This window comes from Enterobacter sp. 18A13 (genome assembly GCF_007035975.1).
Lineage (GTDB): Bacteria > Pseudomonadota > Gammaproteobacteria > Enterobacterales > Enterobacteriaceae > Enterobacter > Enterobacter vonholyi.
In genome coordinates, this window is record NZ_AP019634.1 from 351,287 (window position 1) to 369,994 (window position 18,708).

At 56.2% G+C, this 18,708-nt stretch carries 17 protein-coding genes; 8 read left to right on the plus strand and 9 right to left on the minus strand.

The features are described from left to right. Positions 1-6: 6 nt before the first annotated feature. Positions 7-333: a superoxide response transcriptional regulator SoxS gene (gene soxS, locus FOY93_RS01660; RefSeq protein WP_008503387.1), complete on the minus strand. Its 327-nt coding sequence runs from the start codon at positions 331-333 to the stop codon at positions 7-9. A 98-nt stretch (positions 334-431) separates the two neighbouring features. Between soxS and soxR the strand changes: the two genes are divergently transcribed. The 4 genes from soxR to FOY93_RS01680 all read left to right on the plus strand — a co-directional run bounded on the left by soxR (position 432) and on the right by FOY93_RS01680 (position 5,290). Then, the gene (gene soxR / locus FOY93_RS01665; RefSeq protein ID WP_143344536.1) at positions 432-890 is read left to right on the plus strand and encodes a redox-sensitive transcriptional activator SoxR; all 459 of its coding nucleotides are present in this window, start codon (positions 432-434) and stop codon (positions 888-890) included. Positions 891-1,178: 288 nt separating this feature from the next. Then, positions 1,179-1,850 carry a glutathione S-transferase family protein gene (locus tag FOY93_RS01670; protein WP_115876910.1) on the plus strand — a complete coding sequence of 224 codons (672 nt, stop codon included), beginning with the start codon at positions 1,179-1,181 and terminating at the stop codon, positions 1,848-1,850. Positions 1,851-2,143: 293 nt separating this feature from the next. Further along, the gene (ghxP, locus tag FOY93_RS01675; RefSeq protein WP_115876909.1) at positions 2,144-3,493 is read left to right on the plus strand and encodes a guanine/hypoxanthine transporter GhxP; all 1,350 of its coding nucleotides are present in this window, start codon (positions 2,144-2,146) and stop codon (positions 3,491-3,493) included. A gap of 150 nt (positions 3,494-3,643) precedes the next feature. Continuing rightward, a complete protein-coding gene (locus FOY93_RS01680; RefSeq protein WP_008503391.1) occupies positions 3,644-5,290 on the plus strand; it encodes a Na+/H+ antiporter in 1,647 nt (548 codons plus the stop codon). A gap of 66 nt (positions 5,291-5,356) precedes the next feature. Here the strand turns inward: FOY93_RS01680 and FOY93_RS01685 are convergent, their stop codons facing one another. Next, a complete protein-coding gene (locus FOY93_RS01685) occupies positions 5,357-6,244 on the minus strand; it encodes a LysR family transcriptional regulator (RefSeq protein WP_115876908.1) in 888 nt (295 codons plus the stop codon). A gap of 102 nt (positions 6,245-6,346) precedes the next feature. On the opposite strand from FOY93_RS01685, the gene FOY93_RS01690 reads away from it, so the two are divergent. Together FOY93_RS01690 and FOY93_RS01695 are read left to right on the plus strand one after the other, a co-directional pair. After that, positions 6,347-6,757 carry a CidA/LrgA family protein gene (locus FOY93_RS01690; protein ID WP_021242769.1) on the plus strand — a complete coding sequence of 137 codons (411 nt, stop codon included), beginning with the start codon at positions 6,347-6,349 and terminating at the stop codon, positions 6,755-6,757. Further along, positions 6,750-7,439, plus strand: coding sequence for an LrgB family protein (locus FOY93_RS01695; RefSeq protein ID WP_024906731.1), 690 nt, complete (start codon positions 6,750-6,752; stop codon positions 7,437-7,439). Before FOY93_RS01690 ends, FOY93_RS01695 begins: the two co-directional genes overlap by 8 nt. A 32-nt stretch (positions 7,440-7,471) precedes the next feature. Here FOY93_RS01695 and actP read toward each other — a convergent pair whose 3' ends face one another. The 3 genes from actP to acs form a co-directional block, all read right to left on the minus strand. Continuing rightward, on the minus strand, positions 7,472-9,121 hold the full coding sequence (gene actP / locus FOY93_RS01700; protein ID WP_133293594.1) for a cation/acetate symporter ActP: 1,650 nt from the start codon (positions 9,119-9,121) through the stop codon (positions 7,472-7,474). Next, positions 9,118-9,432, minus strand: coding sequence for a DUF485 domain-containing protein (locus FOY93_RS01705; protein WP_008503396.1), 315 nt, complete (start codon positions 9,430-9,432; stop codon positions 9,118-9,120). The genes actP and FOY93_RS01705 overlap by 4 nt, the downstream gene beginning before the upstream one ends. Before the next feature lie 82 nt (positions 9,433-9,514). Continuing rightward, positions 9,515-11,473: an acetate--CoA ligase gene (acs, locus tag FOY93_RS01710; protein WP_063144971.1), complete on the minus strand. Its 1,959-nt coding sequence runs from the start codon at positions 11,471-11,473 to the stop codon at positions 9,515-9,517. A 423-nt stretch (positions 11,474-11,896) separates the two neighbouring features. On the opposite strand from acs, the gene gltP reads away from it, so the two are divergent. Beyond that, positions 11,897-13,210: a glutamate/aspartate:proton symporter GltP gene (gltP, locus tag FOY93_RS01715; RefSeq protein ID WP_024906735.1), complete on the plus strand. Its 1,314-nt coding sequence runs from the start codon at positions 11,897-11,899 to the stop codon at positions 13,208-13,210. A 53-nt stretch (positions 13,211-13,263) separates the two neighbouring features. On the opposite strand, the gene FOY93_RS01720 is transcribed toward gltP, so the two are convergent. The 3 genes from FOY93_RS01720 to fdhF all read right to left on the minus strand — a co-directional run bounded on the left by FOY93_RS01720 (position 13,264) and on the right by fdhF (position 16,682). After that, the gene (locus FOY93_RS01720) at positions 13,264-13,938 is read right to left on the minus strand and encodes a tetratricopeptide repeat protein (RefSeq protein ID WP_143344537.1); all 675 of its coding nucleotides are present in this window, start codon (positions 13,936-13,938) and stop codon (positions 13,264-13,266) included. A 121-nt stretch (positions 13,939-14,059) separates the two neighbouring features. Next, a complete protein-coding gene (locus tag FOY93_RS01725; RefSeq protein WP_059386360.1) occupies positions 14,060-14,212 on the minus strand; it encodes a Hok/Gef family protein in 153 nt (50 codons plus the stop codon). A gap of 322 nt (positions 14,213-14,534) precedes the next feature. Beyond that, complete coding sequence (gene fdhF / locus FOY93_RS01730) at positions 14,535-16,682, minus strand: formate dehydrogenase subunit alpha (RefSeq protein WP_143344538.1); 2,148 nt, start codon at positions 16,680-16,682, stop codon at positions 14,535-14,537. A gap of 256 nt (positions 16,683-16,938) precedes the next feature. On the opposite strand from fdhF, the gene FOY93_RS01735 reads away from it, so the two are divergent. Next, positions 16,939-17,670, plus strand: coding sequence for a response regulator (locus FOY93_RS01735; RefSeq protein WP_133293597.1), 732 nt, complete (start codon positions 16,939-16,941; stop codon positions 17,668-17,670). Positions 17,671-17,673: 3 nt separating this feature from the next. Here FOY93_RS01735 and lpxO read toward each other — a convergent pair whose 3' ends face one another. After that, positions 17,674-18,582: a lipid A hydroxylase LpxO gene (gene lpxO / locus FOY93_RS01740; RefSeq protein ID WP_143344539.1), complete on the minus strand. Its 909-nt coding sequence runs from the start codon at positions 18,580-18,582 to the stop codon at positions 17,674-17,676. Positions 18,583-18,708 lie beyond the last annotated feature (126 nt).

Consider the following 18,708-nt stretch of genomic DNA (forward strand, 5'->3'; position numbering starts at 1 on the left):
GAGTGATTAATTCAACTGGTGGCGATAGTCGCTCGGCGTACGGTCAAACTCGCGGCGAAACACGCGGGAAAAGGTTTGTTGCGACACATAGCCAAGGTCCATCGCGATATCAAAAATGGGCCGCTGCGTTGAGCGTAGCGCCTGCGCTGCCAGCAGAAGTCTGCGCTGGCGAATGTACTCACCCAGCGTCTGATGCATGACCGTGCGGAACATTCTCTGTAAATACCATTTCGAATAGCCCGACTTTTTCGCGACCACATCAATGTTCAACGGTTGGTCGATATGGTCATCAATCCATTCAATAAGCGTCTGAATAATCTGCTGATGCGACATAAGGTTGCCCCTCTGTAGATACAACTATCTCGGTTAATTCGTCGTTTTCTCTGCGGGGGAGTATAATTCCTCAAGTTAACTTGAGGTAAAGAGGTTTTATGGAAAAGAGATTGCCGCGAATTAAAGTGCTTTTAACTCCCGGTGAAGTGGCGAAGCGAAGCGGCGTTGCGGTATCGGCGCTCCACTTCTATGAAAGCAAAGGTTTAATCAAGAGCATCCGTAACGGGGGTAACCAGCGTCGCTATACTCGCGACGTGCTCCGCTACGTGGCGATAATCAAAATTGCGCAACGAATCGGAATTCCCCTGGCCACGATCGGTGAGGCCTTTGGGGTACTGCCGGAAGGGCATACGCTGAGCCCCAAAGAGTGGAAAGAGCTGTCGTCCCAGTGGCGTGAAGAGCTGGACAGGCGTATTCATACGCTGGTCGCGCTGCGTGACGAACTGGATGGCTGCATCGGCTGCGGCTGCCTGTCGCGCAGCGACTGCCCGCTGCGTAACCCCGGCGACAAACTGGGCGAGCAGGGGACGGGGGCGCGGCTGCTGGAAGAGGATTGAGATTGCGCGGCAAAAAGCACATAAAGAACTAAAGCGCCACATAAGGGCGCTTTAGTTTTTCCCGGTCTTTGTCTTTCACTCTATCCCGCTGGTTCACGGGAGGGTTTCCCCCGACGTCAGCACCCCTCAGTGTCGAGCTGGTTGGGGAGGTTCCGGATTGTGCTGACACTTTAATTCTATGCAAGACCCGTTTTTTCGCCAGCGTCGCTGACCGGTTTTTAGCCGAATTTTTTTCGCGGTGTTGTTCAATTTTCTATAGTTAAAAAGTATGAATAACAGGAGAAAGCCATGCTCACGGTACACCACCTTAACCAGTCGCGCTCGCACCGCGCGATCTGGGCGCTGGAAGAACTCGGCCTGCCTTATGAGATCGTTCACTATCAGCGCCAAAAAAACATGCTGGCGCCGGAGGCTCTCAAAAAGGTACATCCGTTGGGTAAATCACCGGTTATCGAAGATAACGGGCTGATCCTTGCGGAGTCTGGCGCCATTCTGGAGTACCTGCAGGAAACTTACGATCCCGAGTCGCGGCTTAAGCCTTTAGATCCGGCGCATAAGGTGCAGTACCGCTTCTGGCTGCACTACGCGGAAGGATCGCTGATGCCGCTGTTGTTAATGAAGCTGGTCTTCAGCAGCCTCGGAAAACCGCCGGTGCCGTTTGGTATCCGAACCCTGGGGAAAGCGCTGGGGCAGGGGGTGCAGAAAGCGTACCTCAACCGCCAGCTGGAAACCCATGCGCGCTTTATTGAATCACATCTGGCTAAAAACAGCTGGTTTGCCGGGGATACGCTCAGCATGGCCGACATCCAGATGAGCTTTCCGATTTTTGCCCTGCTGGCGCGCGGCGGTATTAACAACCTGCCGCATATTCAGGCATGGAAAAGTAAGGTTGAGAACAGCCCTGGCTGGCAAAGAACTCTGGAGCAAGGGGGGCCGTTATCCATCCCGGGTGAGGATTAAATGTAAACAAATTGCGCATTGACGATAACGTTTGCGCATCCTCTGTTTATTTCTTCAGCGTCATAAGTGAATTTTAGCGAAAAACGATAAAGTTCAGTTGAAAAGGGCGGGGATTAGGCTGGATAATCGTTTGCCTTAATTTGACCACCCGTTTGTAAGCGCGGAGCTAAACGTTTGCTTTTTTTGTGACGCCCTTTCGTCGCAAACGCAACACAAGGATTTGACGTTTAGCTGGCAGTGGCGTCTCCACCTCGCTTACGGACTTCCTAAAAAACTCTCAGGGGATGTTTTCTATGTCTACGCCATCTGCGCGTACTGGCGGTTCACTTGACGCCATGTTTAAAATTTCGGCCCGCGGCAGCACCGTGCGTCAGGAAATCGTTGCTGGTTTGACAACGTTTCTGGCGATGGTTTATTCCGTCATCGTTGTGCCGGGCATGCTGGGCAAAGCGGGCTTCCCGCCAGCGGCTGTCTTTGTAGCGACCTGTCTTGTGGCCGGCGTGGGCTCTATCGTGATGGGCCTGTGGGCGAACCTGCCGCTGGCGATTGGTTGCGCCATCTCCCTGACCGCGTTTACCGCGTTCAGCCTGGTGCTGGGTCAGCACATCAGCGTACCGGTTGCGCTGGGCGCCGTGTTCCTGATGGGTGTGCTGTTTACCATTATTTCAGCGACCGGCATCCGTAGCTGGATCTTGCGCAACCTGCCGCAGGGCGTGGCGCACGGTACCGGCATCGGCATCGGCCTGTTCCTGCTGCTGATCGCCGCCAACGGCGTCGGTCTGGTCATCAAGAACCCGCTGGACGGCCTGCCGGTGGCGCTCGGCCATTTCGCCAGCTTCCCGGTGATCATGTCGCTGATCGGCCTGGCGGTGATTATCGGTCTGGAAAAACTGAAAGTCCCGGGCGGCATCCTGCTGACCATTATCGGCGTGTCGATTGTGGGCCTGATTTTCGATCCGAACGTCCACTTCTCCGGCATTTTCGCCATGCCGTCGCTGAGCGATGACAAAGGCAACTCCCTGATTGGCAGCCTGGATATCGTTGGCGCGCTGAACCCGGTGATCCTCCCAAGCGTGCTGGCGCTGGTGATGACCGCCGTGTTTGACGCGACCGGTACTATTCGTGCGGTGGCCGGTCAGGCGAACCTGCTGGATAAAGACGGTCAGATTATTGACGGCGGCAAAGCGCTGACCACTGACTCCCTGAGCAGCGTCTTCTCTGGTCTGGTGGGTGCGGCGCCTGCGGCGGTATACATCGAGTCCGCGGCGGGTACGGCGGCAGGCGGTAAAACTGGCCTGACGGCGATCACCGTCGGCGTGCTGTTCATGCTGATCCTGTTTCTCTCTCCACTCTCGTACCTGGTTCCGGCGTACGCGACCGCGCCAGCGCTGATGTACGTTGGCCTGCTGATGCTGAGCAACGTGGCGAAAATCGACTTTGCGGATTTTGTGGACGCGATGTCTGGCCTGATTACTGCGGTCTTCATCGTACTGACCTGTAACATCGTGACCGGCATTATGATCGGCTTCGCGTCGCTGGTGATCGGTCGTCTAGTCTCCGGTGAATGGCGCAAGCTGAACGTTGGCACCGTTGTTATCGCCGTTGCGCTGGTGGCGTTCTACGCGGGCGGCTGGGCAATCTAAGTTGTCCTTTGATGCGAAAACGGGTGGCTCAGGCCGCCCGTTTTTATTTTCAGGACTCATCCTGTTGCCTTTTGCGTTACTCTGGGGAAGATAGAATAAAAGGCACGACGCCTTCCGGAGTACATAAGCAACACAGCAAACAGGGAACGCATGGAAATCTTCTTCACAATACTCATCATGACCCTTGTGGTCTCGCTATCCGGGGTGGTTACACGCGTACTGCCCTTTCAGGTCCCCCTGCCATTAATGCAAATTGCCATCGGCGCGCTGCTGGCGTGGCCGACGTTTGGCCTGCACGTGGAATTTGACCCCGAACTGTTCCTCGTGCTGTTTATTCCGCCACTGCTGTTTGCCGATGGCTGGAAAACGCCCACGCGCGAATTCCTTGAGCACGGGCGAGAGATCTTCGGCCTGGCGCTTGCGCTGGTGGTGGTCACCGTCGTCGGGATTGGTTTCCTGATCTACTGGACGGTGCCGGGCATTCCGTTAATACCGGCTTTTGCGCTGGCCGCCGTGCTGTCGCCAACCGATGCCGTGGCGCTGTCCGGCATTGTGGGTGAAGGCCGTATTCCGAAGAAAATCATGGGGATTTTACAGGGTGAGGCGCTGATGAACGACGCCTCCGGCCTGGTCGCCCTGAAGTTTGCCGTGGCCGTAGCGATGGGTACGATGGTCTTTACCGTCGGCGGCGCAACGCTGGAATTCTTCAAGGTGGCGATTGGCGGTATTCTCGCAGGCTTCGTGGTGAGCTGGCTGTACGGCCGCTCGCTGCGCTTCCTCAGCCGCTGGGGCGGCGATGAACCCGCTACGCAGATCGTACTGCTGTTCCTGCTGCCGTTTGCCTCTTATCTGATTGCCGAACATATCGGCGTGTCGGGCATTCTGGCAGCGGTTGCGGCAGGGATGACCATTACCCGTTCCGGCGTAATGCGCCGCGCGCCGCTGGCCATGCGCCTGCGTGCAAACAGCACCTGGGCCATGCTGGAGTTTGTCTTTAACGGCATGGTGTTCCTGCTCCTGGGCCTGCAGCTGCCTGGCATTATGGAGTCCTCGCTGGTGGCGGCGGAGGCCGACCCGAACGTTGAGGTCTGGATGCTGTTTACCGACATCGTGCTGATCTACCTGGCGCTGATGCTGGTTCGTTTCGGCTGGCTGTGGACGATGAAAAACTTCAGCGTCCGCTTCCTGAAGAAAAAACCGATGGAGTTCGGCTCGTGGACAACGCGTGAACTGCTGATTGCCTCTTTTGCGGGCGTACGCGGGGCGATCACCCTTGCCGGTGTGCTCTCCATTCCGCTGCTGCTGCCGACAGGCGATGTCTTCCCGGCGCGCTACGAGCTGGTCTTCCTGGCGGCGGGCGTGATTCTCTTCTCACTGTTTGTCGGCGTGATTATGCTGCCGATCCTGCTGCAGCATATTGATGTCGGCGATTCGACCCAGCAGCACAAGGAAGAGCGCATTGCGCGTGCCGCCACCGCCGAAGTGGCGATTGTCGCCATCCAGAAAATGGAAGAGCGTCTGGCCGCGGATGCGGAAGAGAACATCGATAATCAGCTGCTGACGGAAGTGAGTTCCCGCGTAATTGGTAACCTTCGCCGCCGCGCGGACGGGCGTAACGATGTGGAAAGCTCGCTGCAGGAGGAGAACCTGGAACGCCGGTTCCGTCTGGCAGCGCTGCGCTCAGAGCGTGCCGAACTGTACCACCTGCGCGCCACGCGCCAGATCAGCAACGAGACGCTGCAAAAGCTGCTGCACGATCTGGACCTGCTGGAAGCGCTGTTGATAGAGAATCAGTAGCGCTGTTTGTGCCCCTCACCCTGGCCCTCTCCCCTTAGGGGAGAGGGAACCGATCGAGCCCAGGGGTTAGGGTGTGGGCACCCAAAACCCCTCACAACACTGCAGCCACGCCTGCGCGCTCTGCGACAAATAGACCCCTTCACGCCAGATCATGCCCAGTTGCCAGTGCAGATCGCTCTCCAGTGGGATCCAGCGCAGCGTGTTTTTATCCAGACGCTCGCAAATCGGCTGCGGCAGAATGGCAATCCCCACGCCGGCCTGCACCATCGCCGCCAGGAAATCCCACTGTCCGCTGCGTACCGCAATGCGTGGCTTGACGTTATGCTGGTTAAACAGCGTCATAAGCTGGCGGCTGAGGGCGAAGTCTTCGTTGTAGATCAGCAGAGGGTGCTCGCCGAGCAGTTCAGGCTTCACCGACTCCCTCTTTAGCCAGTCGCCGGAGCGGGGCACCAGCACGCACAGCGGGTGGCTAAAGAGCGGAAGCGTCGCAAGGCCGCTCTCTTCCTCAACGGGGAGGGCAGTCATGGCAACGTCGAGCTCGCCGTTAGTGACGGCCTGCTGGACGGTTAACCCACCAAACTCCGAAATCTTCAGCTCTACGCCGGGATAGCGCTGGCGAAACAGGCTAATCGGCCCGGCCATCATCATCCCCACCATCGGTGGAATGCCGAGGCGAAGCACCCCTTTGGTCAGATGATTAATATCGTCCAGCTCTGCTTTCAGCTGGCGGAACTCCGCCAGAATAGCCAGCCCGCGCTCGAACACCACGCGTCCGGTGTCGGTCAGCAGCAGCTTGCGCCCGTCGCGGATCAGCAGGGTACAGTTCAGTTCATCTTCGAGGTTTTTCAGCATCTTGCTGATGGTGGGCTGGGTAACAAACAACTTCTCCGCTGCGCGAGTAAAACTTTGCTGGCGAACCACTTCGACAAAATAGCGCAGCGTTCTTATGTCCATGATTATTCCTCGAAACTATACCTGTGATGATTTTAATTCATTTCAGTCCACACCGTGCGCTCACTATACTGGCGCCTCGTCTCATTTTTGAGGAAAACCCCCATGGCCGTGGCGTTAAGCCGTGTTACGCCTGCCGTTGTACAACGACTCCAGGTCCCGGTTCAGGTACTGCTCTACGCGGGACTGTTTGTTTTCGCCGAATATCTTGTCGGCTGGCTCCACCTGCCGCTGCCTGCCAACCTGGTGGGGATGCTGCTGATGCTGACGCTCATCCTCTGTCGCGTGATCCCCCTTAACTGGGTGCGCGCCGGGGCGCGCTGGCTGCTGGCGGAGATGCTGCTGTTCTTTGTCCCTGCCGTGGTGGCGGTGGTGAACTATGCGCAGCTGCTGATGGTGGACGGCTGGCGAATCTTTGCGGTCATCGCGCTGAGTACGCTGATGGTGCTGGGGGCGACCGCCTGGGTCGTGGATAAAGTCTACCGGTTTGAAATCAGCAGGCACAAACATGACTAACTTTCAGATAAGCGTCCTGTGCCTGATTGCGACGCTCGGGATCTACTTTGCCAACAAGCGGCTGTATCGCCGTTTTCATGCCCTGCCGCTGATGCCGCTGGTCTTCACGCCGATCCTGCTGGTGCTGATGCTGGTCTTCGGCCATATCTCCTGGCAAAACTATATTGGTGAATCCCACTGGCTGCTGTGGCTGCTCGGCCCGGCGACCATCGCCTTTGCCGTGCCCGTTTACGACAACCTGGCGATTATCAAACGCCACTGGATGTCGCTCAGCGCAGGCGTGATTACCGCCACGGTGGTCGCGGTCTGTAGCTCCGTCTGGCTGGCGCGGCTGTTTACGCTGCCCGACGAAATTCAGCGCAGCCTGGCCGTACGCTCGGTGACCACGCCGTTCGCGCTGGCGGCGGCTAAACCCCTCGGCGGACAGCCGGACCTGGTGGCGCTGTTTGTGGTGGTGACGGGCGTCTTTGGGATGGCGGTGGGCGATATGCTCTTTCTGCGGCTTTCTATTCGGGAAGGGATGGCCAAAGGCGCGGGGTTTGGCGCGGCGTCGCACGGCGCGGGCACGGCACGTTCCTATGAGCTGGGCCAGCAGGAGGGCGTTGTCGCGAGCCTGGTCATGATGCTGTCGGGCGTGGTAATGGTGCTGGTTGCGCCGCTGGTGGCGTGGGTGATGTTTTAAGCTCCCCGGCCAGAATGACCGGGGAGAAAGGCTTAGTGCGCGCGGCCCTGCTCAACGCCGAGACCGGTTTGTGAACGGATAAACTGGGCGCGGAATTTCTCACGCTCCAGGTTACCCTCCGGCGAATTGTCGGTGGACGAGAAGACCCAGATACCGATAAACGCCACGGCAATAGAGAACAGCGCCGGGTATTCATACGGGAAGATGGCGCTTGCGTGACCGAGGATCTGCACCCAAATGGTTGGTCCCAGAATCATCAGGATCACCGCCGTCAGCAGCCCCAGCCAGCCGCCAATCATCGCCCCACGGGTGGTCAGTTTTGACCAGTACATGGAGAGCAGGATGATCGGGAAGTTACAGCTGGCCGCAATCGAGAAGGCTAGCCCCACCATAAAGGCGATGTTTTGCTTCTCGAACAGAATGCCCAACAGAATCGCCACGACGCCCAGCACCAGCACGGTAATTTTCGAGACCTTCAGCTCATCGCGCTCGCTTGCGCCTTTGCGGAAGACGTTGGCGTAGAGGTCATGCGAAACCGCCGACGCGCCGGCCAGCGTTAAACCCGCAACTACCGCAAGAATGGTGGCGAAGGCCACGGCGGAGATAAAGCCGAGGAACAGGTTGCCGCCCACCGCGTCCGCCAGATGCACCGCCGCCATGTTGTTACCGCCAATCAGCGCGCCCGCCGCGTCTTTAAACGCCGGGTTCGCCCCCACCAGCATGATCGCGCCAAAGCCGATGATAAAGGTCAGGATATAGAAGTAACCCATGAAGCCGGTAGCGTAGAAGACGCTCTTGCGCGCTTCACGCGCATCGCTCACGGTGAAGAAGCGCATCAGGATATGCGGCAGACCCGCCGTGCCAAACATCAGGCCCAGACCGAGCGACAGGGCCGATATCGGGTCTTTCACCAGCCCGCCCGGGCTCATGATGGCTTCCCCTTTCGGGTGGACCGCCATCGCTTCGGTGAACAGGTTATTGAAGCTGAAGCCAACGTGCTTCATCACCATAAAGGCCATAAAGCTGGCGCCGAACAGCAGCAGAACGGCTTTGATGATCTGCACCCAGGTGGTGGCGAGCATGCCGCCGAACAGAACGTACATCACCATCAGCACGCCCACCAGCACTACCGCGATGTGGTAGTTCAGGCCGAACAGCAGTTCGATCAATTTACCCGCGCCGACCATCTGCGCAATCAGGTACAGCGCCACCACCACCAGCGAGCCGCAGGCGGAGAGGGTGCGAATCGGCCCCTGCTTCAGGCGATACGAGGCCACGTCGGCGAAGGTATAGCGGCCCAGATTGCGCAGGCGCTCGGCAATCAGGAACAGAATGATCGGCCAGCCGACGAGGAAGCCGAGAGAGTAGATCAGGCCGTCATAGCCGGAGGTGTACACCAGCGCGGAGATCCCGAGGAACGAGGCGGCGGACATAAAGTCACCCGCAATCGCCAGCCCGTTCTGGAAGCCGGTAATATTGCCGCCTGCGGTGTAGTAATCGTTACGGGAGCGCACGCGTTTCGACGCCCAGTAGGTGATGTACAGCGTCAGCACCACGAAAATCAGGAACATCACAATCGCCTGCCAGTTGGTTGGCTGGCGCTGTACCTCGCCGGTAATGGCATCCGCCGCGTGGGCGGCAAAGGGAAGTGTGGCGGCTAGCGCCGTCAGGACTCGCTTCATGATGCTTTTACCTCTTGCAGTACCGCTTTATTAAGACGATCGAATTCACCGTTCGCGCGCCAGACGTAGACGCCGGTCAGCACAAATGAAATCACGATCACGCCAATGCCAATGGGGATACCGCGCGTCACGCTGGTGCCCTCGTGTAACGGGGTGCCCAGCCAGTGCGGCGCAAAGGCAATCAGCAGAATAAAGCCGACATAGATAATCAGCATGATGATGGAAAGGGTGAAGGCAAACCGTTGCCGCTTATCGACGAGCTCCCTGTAGTGCGCACTATTCTCTATCTGCTGACAAATATGGTCATTCATCACAGAGTCTCCAAAGGTAAGGTTGGTTTGTTTTTATCCCCTCTCCCCTATGGGGAGAGGGTGAGGGGAGAGGGAGAAAACACTAGGAAGGCATTGCGATGGCCTGCTTCTCTTCGAGCAGTTTTTCCACCACGCCAGGATCCGCGAGCGTTGAGGTATCACCGAGGTTGCTGGTGTCCCCTGCCGCGATTTTGCGCAAGATACGACGCATAATTTTGCCGGAGCGGGTTTTCGGCAGAGAGTCGGTCCAGTGCAACACGTCCGGCGTGGCCAGCGGGCCAATCTCTTTACGCACCCAGTTGCGCACTTCGGTATACAGCTCTGGCGACGGCTCTTCCCCGTGGTTCAGGGTGACGTACGCGTAAATCGCCTGGCCTTTAATGTTGTGCGGAATGCCCACAACAGCCGCTTCGGCAATCTTCGGATGCGACACCAGCGCAGATTCAATCTCCGCGGTGCCCAGACGGTGGCCGGAGACGTTCAGCACGTCGTCCACGCGTCCGGTAATCCAGTAATAGCCATCTTCATCACGGCGCGCGCCGTCGCCGCTGAAGTACATGTTTTTAAAGGTCGAGAAGTAGGTCTGCTCGAAGCGATCGTGATCGCCGAACAGGGTACGCGCCTGACCCGGCCACGAGTCCGTGATCACCAGGTTGCCTTCGGTGGCGCCTTCCAGAGGGTTGCCTTCGTTATCCACCAGCGCAGGCTGCACGCCGAAGAACGGACGGGTTGCCGAGCCTGCTTTCAGCTGCGTGGCGCCCGGCATTGGGGTGATCATAAAGCCGCCGGTTTCGGTCTGCCACCAGGTGTCCATGACCGGGCATTTCTCGTTGCCGATTTTCTTCCAGTACCACTCCCAGGCTTCCGGGTTGATGGGCTCACCCACGGAACCGAGGATGCGCAATGAAGAGCGGTCAGTGCCTTCGATGGCTTTATCGCCTTCCGCCATTAATGCGCGGATCGCCGTTGGCGCGGTGTAGAGAATATTGACCTGATGCTTGTCGACCACCTGACACATCCGCGCCGGAGTCGGCCAGTTCGGTACGCCCTCAAACATCAGCGTCGTTGCGCCACAGGCCAGCGGGCCGTACAGCAGGTAGCTGTGTCCGGTAACCCAGCCCACGTCGGCTGTACACCAGTAGATGTCGCCCGGATGGTAATCAAAGACGTATTTGAAGGTGGTGGCCGCGTAGACCAGATAGCCGCCGGTGGTGTGCAGCACGCCTTTCGGCTTACCGGTCGAGCCGGAGGTGTAAAGAATGAAGAGCGGATCTTCTGCGTTCATCTCTTCGGGCTGATGCTGGTCGCTCGCCTTTTCAATCAGGTCGCTCCACCACAGGTCACGCCCCTCGTTCCAGTCGATTTTGCCGCCGGTACGCTTAAGGACGATGACGTTGCTGACCGTTTTGACGTTCGGGTTTTTCAGCGCTTCGTCGACGTTTTTCTTCAGGGGGATTCCGCGTCCGGCGCGCACGCCTTCATCGGCGGTGATCACCAGTTTTGAACTGGAATCGACAATACGGCCCGCAACCGCTTCTGGTGAGAAACCGCCAAAGATAACGGAGTGGATCGCACCAATACGCGCGCAGGCCAGCATGGCTACCGCCGCTTCCGGCACCATCGGCATATAGATAGCGACCACATCGCCTTTTTTAATGCCTTTTTCCAGCAGGACGTTGGCGAAGCGGCACACGTCGCGGTGCAGTTCTTTATAGGTAATGTGTTTGCTCTGGGAGGCATCATCGCCTTCCCAGATAATCGCCGTCTCGTTTCCGCGCTCGGCAAGGTGACGATCAAGGCAGTTCGCCGCCAGGTTCAGGGTGCCATCTTCATACCATTTAATGGAGACATTGCCGGGCGCAAAGGAGGTGTTCTTCACCTTCTGGTAAGGTTTGATCCAGTCAAGGATATGACCCTGCTCACCCCAGAAGGTGTCCGGGGCGGTGATAGATTGCTGATATTTCTCGTGGTACTGCTCCGGGGTGATCAGGCAACGGTCCGCAATATTTGCGGGAATGTCATGTTTGTGTATTTGGCTCATGGCTTTTTTTCTCCTTGTAAGATGTTAATAATATGTCGCAAAAACGTTAATTGTAGGGGCTTTACAAGCTTTGTTTATTATTTGGGCTACAGATCACGCATTGTTTGAAGAGTATGAAAATTGAGCGAATGAATCTTTGAAGGAAAATAATTTATGCTGACGATTATTCACATTTATGTTTAAAAAAGCGTTTTTATAACAAAAGGTTATTTATCAGAATTAGAACAAACTGCCGTCATCGTCGCTTTTGTGAGTGAAACGCGTCGTTCTTTAAGGCTTGCGCAACAGGTCGCGCAAATGATACTCATACGCCGCGTTAAAAAATCCCATAAACCAACGCAACACAATTCATACCCTTTCAGTATGTCTCCATATTCATGCAGTTTGAGTGAATAAGGCGCTTCATTGAGGAAGTCAGTTTCTATGAAAAACGTTAAAGTCAGCCTTGCCTGGCAGATCTTAATCGCCCTTGTGCTGGGCATCTTGCTGGGCAGTTACCTTCACTATCACAGCGACAGCCGCGAATGGCTGATTGCGAACCTGCTCTCACCGGCAGGGGATATCTTCATTCATCTGATCAAGATGATTGTGGTTCCGATTGTGATCTCGACGCTGGTGGTCGGTATTGCGGGCGTCGGCGATGCGAAGCAGTTAGGTCGTATTGGTGCAAAAACCATTATCTATTTCGAAGTGATCACTACGGTTGCGATCATTCTTGGTATCACTTTGGCGAACGTGTTCCAGCCGGGTTCCGGGATCGATATGTCGCAGCTGGCAACGGTGGATATTTCGAAATACCAAAGTACGACCGCTGACGTGCAGAGCCATGCGCATGGCCTGATGGGCACAATCCTGTCGCTGGTGCCGACCAACATCGTGGCGTCGATGGCGAAGGGCGAAATGCTGCCGATCATCTTCTTCTCGGTACTGTTTGGTCTGGGGCTCTCTTCTCTGCCCGCGACGCACCGTGAACCGCTGGTGACCGTGTTCCGCTCTATCTCCGAGACCATGTTTAAAGTGACCCACATGGTGATGCGTTACGCGCCGGTAGGGGTGTTTGCGCTTATCGCCGTCACCGTGGCGAACTTCGGTTTTGCCTCCCTGTGGCCGCTGGCGAAGCTGGTGATCCTGGTGCACTTCGCCATCCTGTTCTTCGCACTGGTGGTGCTGGGCATCGTGGCGCGTCTGTGCGGGCTGAGCATCTGGATTCTGATCCGTATCCTGAAAGATGAGCTGATTCTGGCCTACTCCACGGCAAGCTCTGAGAGCGTACTGCCGCGTATTATTGAGAAGATGGAAGCCTACGGCGCGCCTGCCTCTATTACCAGCTTCGTGGTACCAACCGGTTACTCCTTTAACCTGGATGGTTCCACGCTGTACCAGAGTATCGCCGCTATCTTTATTGCCCAGCTGTACGGCATTGACCTGTCGCTGTGGCAGGAGATCGTCCTGGTACTGACGCTGATGGTGACGTCTAAAGGTATCGCAGGCGTACCGGGCGTTTCGTTCGTGGTGCTGCTGGCGACGCTGGGCAGCGTAGGCATTCCGCTGGAAGGTCTGGCCTTTATCGCCGGTGTGGACCGTATCCTCGACATGGCGCGTACGGCACTGAACGTGGTGGGTAATGCGCTGGCGGTGCTGGTTATAGCCAAATGGGAACACAAATTCGATCGTAAAAAGGCGCTGGCGTATGAACGCGAGGTGCTGGGTCGTTTTGATAAGACTGCTGACCAGTAATGTAACGTTGTCTTCCCTCTCCCCTTTGGGGAGAGGGTTAGGGTGAGGGGATTTTATTCCCCGCTCAACGCATCAAACTCTTCGCACCCCGTATCAAACCCTTCCGTACAGCTCAGGTTCAACCAGTACAGTGCTTTCTGTTTATTGGGCGTGATAAAGCCTTTCTCACCCTGCCTGAACAGCATCCCAGCCCAATACTCGGCATAGCCGGTACGCGAAAGGGCTGAACTCCGCTTGAACCACGAGGCGGCCTGCACGTCATCCTGCGCTACCTCGACGCCGTTGGCATAAATCAGACCCAGGAGCAGTTGGGCATCGACCGCAGAGTCGCTGTCGATATCTTCGGTCGCCGTTTGCAGCAGTCTGATGGCCTGGGGATAGTCAGTTTTCCCCGCCTGAGTATTCACCAGAATGCGCGCCAGCATGATCGCACCGCGTTTGCTGCCAGCAATGTTTGCCTGTTGGGCCAGGGCTTTGGCCTGTGCGTAATCACCTTGCGTAAAGAGGATTTGCGAGAGCAACCCCATGGCGTCGACATCGCCGCCTTTCGCGGCTTTCTCGGCCCACAGCGCGGCCTGCTTGCTGTCGCCGGAGCTGAAGTACGTATCGGCAAGATAATACTGGGCGCGGGCATCGCCGGCTTCCGCCTGTTTCCGATACTGGCTGCCTATCTCATCCGCGCGGGCAAAGGACGTTAAAAACAATAACAACAGAAAAATGGCTTTCATGGACTCTTATCATCTGGGTACACGCCGCGCAGTATAATCGCGGGCGCAAAAGAAAAAAACGGGTGCATTAAGACCCCAGCATCCTACAAGCCGGGCGGAACCGTTGTTCCGCCCGTAGAGATTAGCCTGCGTTGCAGGCTAATTTTGCCGCCACCTCCTGATGCTCACTCTTTATTGAGAACTCGCAGAGCTTACCGCGAGTAATAAAGGTAAAAATCACTATCGTCAGGCAAACAATAAAGACGATGCCTAACGCAGTTTTTAATGGCGTCATGCCTTTTACTCCTTGTCAAAAAAAGAATAAGAGGCTACTCTCAACCTGTTGGGAGTTGAGGGAGTAGCCTCGGGTAAATGAAAATTTCCCGGGGCTTTCCACTTTCTGTCCCTCAACAATGCTCAAGACAGAAAGTCTTAAGCACCCGCCGCATATCTTATCTCTCTGAATTAAAATGCAAAGATGTAATTTTATTCTGCGTAAATTACATTATTTCTGCGAGCCGCTTTACAGAATAATAATTTCTATTTCTTATGAATTAATTGGAAATAAAAAGGGAGTGAATATATCACTCCCTTTATTCAACGTTCAATTAACGGCTTTAACCCATTGCGCTTTCGCGCAGTCGGGCTTTTAGCTTGTTATATTCCTCTATCACGTATTGTTCCGCCGCGTGCTGATCCGCAATCGGCTCAACGTTAACGGCGCAGTATTTATACTCCGGCGTTTTGGTTATCGGGCTTAAGTTCTCCGTCACCAGCTCGTTGCAGGCACCAATCCACCACTGGTAGGTCATATAGACCGCCCCTTTGTTCGGGCGATCGCTGACCTGCGCGCGGGTGATGATCCGCCCTTTGCGCGAGTTCACCCACACCAGGGCTTCGTCCTCAATACCAAGGCGTTCAGCATCTGCGGTGTTGATTTGCGCATAGCCCGGTTCGTCCGCCAGCGCGGCCAGCGCGGCGCAGTTACCGGTCATTGAGCGGCAGGAGTAATGGCCCACTTCACGTACGGTGGAGAGCACCATCGGATACTCGTCGGTGAGTTTATCGATCGGCGCGACCCAGTCGCAGGTGAAGAACTGCGCCAGCCCGTTCGGGGTGTCGAATTTCTCCTTAAAGAGATAGGACGTGCCTTGATCGGCCTCTGACTCATCCCTGCACGGCCACTGGATGTACCCCAGCTCACCCATTTTTTCATAGGTGGCGCCGTAGAAGTCCGGACACAGGCTGCGCAACTCGTCCCAGATCTCCTGGGTGTTGTTGTAGTGCATCGGGTAGCCCATGCGGGTGGCGATTTCGCTGATGATCTGCCAGTCCGTTTTCAGATCCCACTTCGTCTCGACCGCCTTAAAGAAGCGCTGGAAGCCGCGGTCCGCCGCCGTATAGACGCCTTCATGCTCGCCCCAGGAGGTCGACGGTAAAATCACATCCGCCGCCGCCGCAGTTTTGGTCATGAAGATATCCTGGACAATCACCAGCTCCAGATCCTCAAACCCTTTACGCACTGCAGAAAGCTCGGCGTCGGTCTGAAGCGGATCTTCACCCATGATGTAGGCCGCACGCACTTCGCCATGCGCCGCGCGGTGCGGCAGCTCGCTGATGCGATACCCGGTGTGTTCCGGCAGGCTTTCCACGCCCCAGGCCTTCGCGAACTTGGCGCGGTTTTCCGGAAACTTCACGTACTGGTAGCCCGGATAAGTATCCGGCAGCGCGCCCATATCGCAGGCGCCCTGCACGTTATTCTGACCACGCACCGGGTTCACGCCAACGTGGGCTTTACCCAGATTACCGGTCAGCATCGCGAGGCTGGTGAGCGAGCGCACGGTTTCCACGCCCTGGTAGAACTGGGTTACGCCCATACCCCAGAGAATGGCGGCGGTTTTTGCCCCGGCATACATTCTGGCCGCCTGACGAATCTCCTGCGCGCTGACACCGGTTATCGCTTCGACGGATTCAGGCGTATAGCCCTCGACTATTTTCTTATACTCTTCAAAGCCTTCTGTACGGGTCGCGACAAACGCCTGGTCGTACAGGTTCTCCTCAATAATGACGTGCCCCATTGCGTTCAACAGCGCGATGTTTGAGCCGTTTTTCAATGCAATGTGCATATCCGCAATGCGCGCGGTTTCAATTTTGCGCGGATCGCAGACGATGATTTTCGCCCCATTCTGTTTAGCGCGAATAACGTGGTTCGCGACGATAGGGTGAGAATCCGCCGGGTTATAACCAAAGATGAAGACGAGATCGGTATTATCTATCTCGTTGATGGCGTTACTCATTGCGCCGTTACCGACCGACTGGTGCAGACCTGCAACCGATGGGCCGTGTCAGACGCGAGCGCAGCAGTCGACGTTATTAGTACCAATAACGGCGCGCGCGAATTTTTGCATCACATAGTTGGTTTCATTTCCCGTCCCGCGGGAAGAGCCGGTAGTCTGGATGGCATCCGGGCCATACTTGGCCTTGATGGCGCTCAGGCGCGCGGCGACGTAATCCAGCGCCTCGTTCCAGGAGACGGCTTCCAGCTTGCCGCCGCGCTCGCGGCGGATCATAGGGGTTTTCAGGCGCGGGGTAAGGATTTGGGTATCGTTAATAAAATCCCAGCCGTAGTAACCTTTCAGGCACAGCGTGCCCTGATTGGTTTTCCCCTGTGCGGCCTCCGCCCGGACGATTTTGCCGTTATCGACCACCAGGTGGATCTTGCAACCTGAGGCACAATAAGGGCAAACCGTGACGACTTTTTTCATCAGTCTGCTCCAGTTAATCGAATCGTTCGCACCCACTATGCAGCTTCTATGCCATGTTTTTTGTATGGGTATCCCCTGACTTTACGGCCCATCCGGGGTGAAAACCCTGACAAAAAGCAGTCAATCGTCAAAATTGACGTGTCGACGGGGCGGCGGATGTGACATGGGTTGAATTTCCGTCACTGAAAAAACCTTTTGACTGGAGCCGACGGCAGAATAGTTCAGACTTAACATAATCCCCTGACGGAAGCATACGATGAAACCGGCGATTCTGGTGGTTGATGACGATACGGCAGTCTGCGAACTGCTTCAGGATGTGCTGAGCGAGCACGTCTTTAGCGTGCTTGTCTGCCATAACGGCCAGGATGCACTGCGGCAGGTGCAACAGGAGCCAAATATCGCGCTGGTACTGCTGGATATGATGCTGCCGGATATTAATGGACTGCAGGTTCTGCTGCAGCTGCAAAAGCAGCGTCCGGCGCTACCGGTTGTGATGTTAACCGGCCTGGGCAGCGAGTCAGACGTGGTGGTGGGGCTGGAGATGGGGGCCGACGATTATATTGGCAAGCCGTTCAACCCGCGCGTGGTGGTCGCCCGCGTAAAAGCGGTACTGCGCCGTACGGGCGTGCTGGCTGCGGAACCCTCCGCAGCGCCCGTTGCGGGCATTGCGTTTAACGGATGGACGCTTGATACCACCCGCTGCGAGCTGAGCGATCCGCAGCGTAATCCCGTCCCCTTAACCCAGGGCGAGTATGGCCTGCTGCTGGCGCTCACGCAGAATGCCCGTCGGGTGCTAAGCCGTGACAGGCTGCTTGAGCTGACCCACAGCGAAAGCGCCGACGTGTTCGACCGCACGATTGACGTGCTGATCATGCGCCTGCGCCGGAAAATAGAGGCTAACCCGCATCAGCCTGCGCTCATCAAAACCATCCGCGGGTTGGGTTACGTGTTTGCCACCGACGTGAGCCGGCCCGAGCAGGCGGCATAAGGCTTACGTTATTGCCGGAACAATGATGGCGGCAAAAATTGCGATGATGCACAGATACTTGAGGGCGTAATAAGCCTTACGGTTTCTTTTTTTCAGACGCTGCCCCCGCTCGCGGCCCGCATGAACGTATTTAAAAATGCGGTTTATGCCGCCGGTGCTGTCATTTTCGTCATTCGGTGAGCTGGCTGCAGACATCAGCGTGGTCCCCACCCAATGGTTAACCGCCTGCGCCCAGCGCCATTTCATCGGACGCTCAATATCGCAGAAGAGAATAATGCGCGTTTGATCCGATTTATTCTCTGCCCAGTGGACGTAGGTCTCATCAAAAATAACGGCTTCACCATCCCGCCAGCTGTGGCGCTGCCCGTCGACTTCAATAAAGCATCGGTCGTCATTCGGTGTGAATAACCCCAGATGGTAACGAACCGAGCCCGCATAGGGATCACGATGCTTGCCAAGCTTTGCACCCGCCGGCAGCTCGGCAAACATGGCCGCCTTCACCGAGGGGATTTCACTCACCAGCCGGGTCGTCACCGGGCATAAAGACTGCGCGGAGGGATGGGCATCGGCATACCATTTCAGGTAAAACCGTTTCCAGCCGCGTTTAAAAAAGGTGTTAAAGCCAGCGTCGTTATTATTTTCCGCCGCCTTAATATGGTGCTGCAAACGCAGCGCCTCTTCGCGAATAATCAGCCAGTTTTCCGTCAGCTTATTTAATTCCGGGAAGCGCTCTGTTTTAAAGAAAGGCTGCCTGGCGGGCAGGGAAGAAAAAGCCGTCATAAACATATTGATGGGCGCCATGAACGTCGAATGGTCGAAGAGCTGACGAGAAAGCGTCTGTTTTTCTTTGCCGCGTGAATGCGCATAAATAACGCTGATAATGAAAATACCGATGATGATGGCTGCGAACATTTTTCCCTTGTCCTCTTTCTATCTCATTTCGGAAAAGCGTGCGGACAAAGTGCTGCCCACGCCGAATATGCCAGATGGAGAGAGTGTAGTTCGGAGATGTAAAATTCATAGATCTGTAATGAAAAA

Excerpts from the sequence above, each read along its gene's own strand:
- FOY93_RS01695 (WP_024906731.1), top strand. The coding sequence starts at position 6,750 with ATGACTAACTTTCAGATAAGCGTCCTGTGCCTGATTGCGACGCTCGGG.
- FOY93_RS01720 (WP_143344537.1), bottom strand. The coding sequence starts at position 13,938 with ATGAAAGCCATTTTTCTGTTGTTATTGTTTTTAACGTCCTTTGCCCGC.
- FOY93_RS01690 (WP_021242769.1), top strand. The coding sequence starts at position 6,347 with ATGGCCGTGGCGTTAAGCCGTGTTACGCCTGCCGTTGTACAACGACTC.
- FOY93_RS01685 (WP_115876908.1), bottom strand. The coding sequence starts at position 6,244 with ATGGACATAAGAACGCTGCGCTATTTTGTCGAAGTGGTTCGCCAGCAA.
- FOY93_RS01735 (WP_133293597.1), top strand. The coding sequence starts at position 16,939 with ATGAAACCGGCGATTCTGGTGGTTGATGACGATACGGCAGTCTGCGAA.
- actP (WP_133293594.1), bottom strand. The coding sequence starts at position 9,121 with ATGAAGCGAGTCCTGACGGCGCTAGCCGCCACACTTCCCTTTGCCGCC.
- FOY93_RS01705 (WP_008503396.1), bottom strand. The coding sequence starts at position 9,432 with ATGAATGACCATATTTGTCAGCAGATAGAGAATAGTGCGCACTACAGG.
- acs (WP_063144971.1), bottom strand. The coding sequence starts at position 11,473 with ATGAGCCAAATACACAAACATGACATTCCCGCAAATATTGCGGACCGT.
- FOY93_RS01680 (WP_008503391.1), top strand. The coding sequence starts at position 3,644 with ATGGAAATCTTCTTCACAATACTCATCATGACCCTTGTGGTCTCGCTA.
- lpxO (WP_143344539.1), bottom strand. The coding sequence starts at position 18,582 with ATGTTCGCAGCCATCATCATCGGTATTTTCATTATCAGCGTTATTTAT.
- soxS (WP_008503387.1), bottom strand. The coding sequence starts at position 333 with ATGTCGCATCAGCAGATTATTCAGACGCTTATTGAATGGATTGATGAC.
- FOY93_RS01725 (WP_059386360.1), bottom strand. The coding sequence starts at position 14,212 with ATGACGCCATTAAAAACTGCGTTAGGCATCGTCTTTATTGTTTGCCTG.
- soxR (WP_143344536.1), top strand. The coding sequence starts at position 432 with ATGGAAAAGAGATTGCCGCGAATTAAAGTGCTTTTAACTCCCGGTGAA.
- gltP (WP_024906735.1), top strand. The coding sequence starts at position 11,897 with ATGAAAAACGTTAAAGTCAGCCTTGCCTGGCAGATCTTAATCGCCCTT.
- ghxP (WP_115876909.1), top strand. The coding sequence starts at position 2,144 with ATGTCTACGCCATCTGCGCGTACTGGCGGTTCACTTGACGCCATGTTT.
- FOY93_RS01670 (WP_115876910.1), top strand. The coding sequence starts at position 1,179 with ATGCTCACGGTACACCACCTTAACCAGTCGCGCTCGCACCGCGCGATC.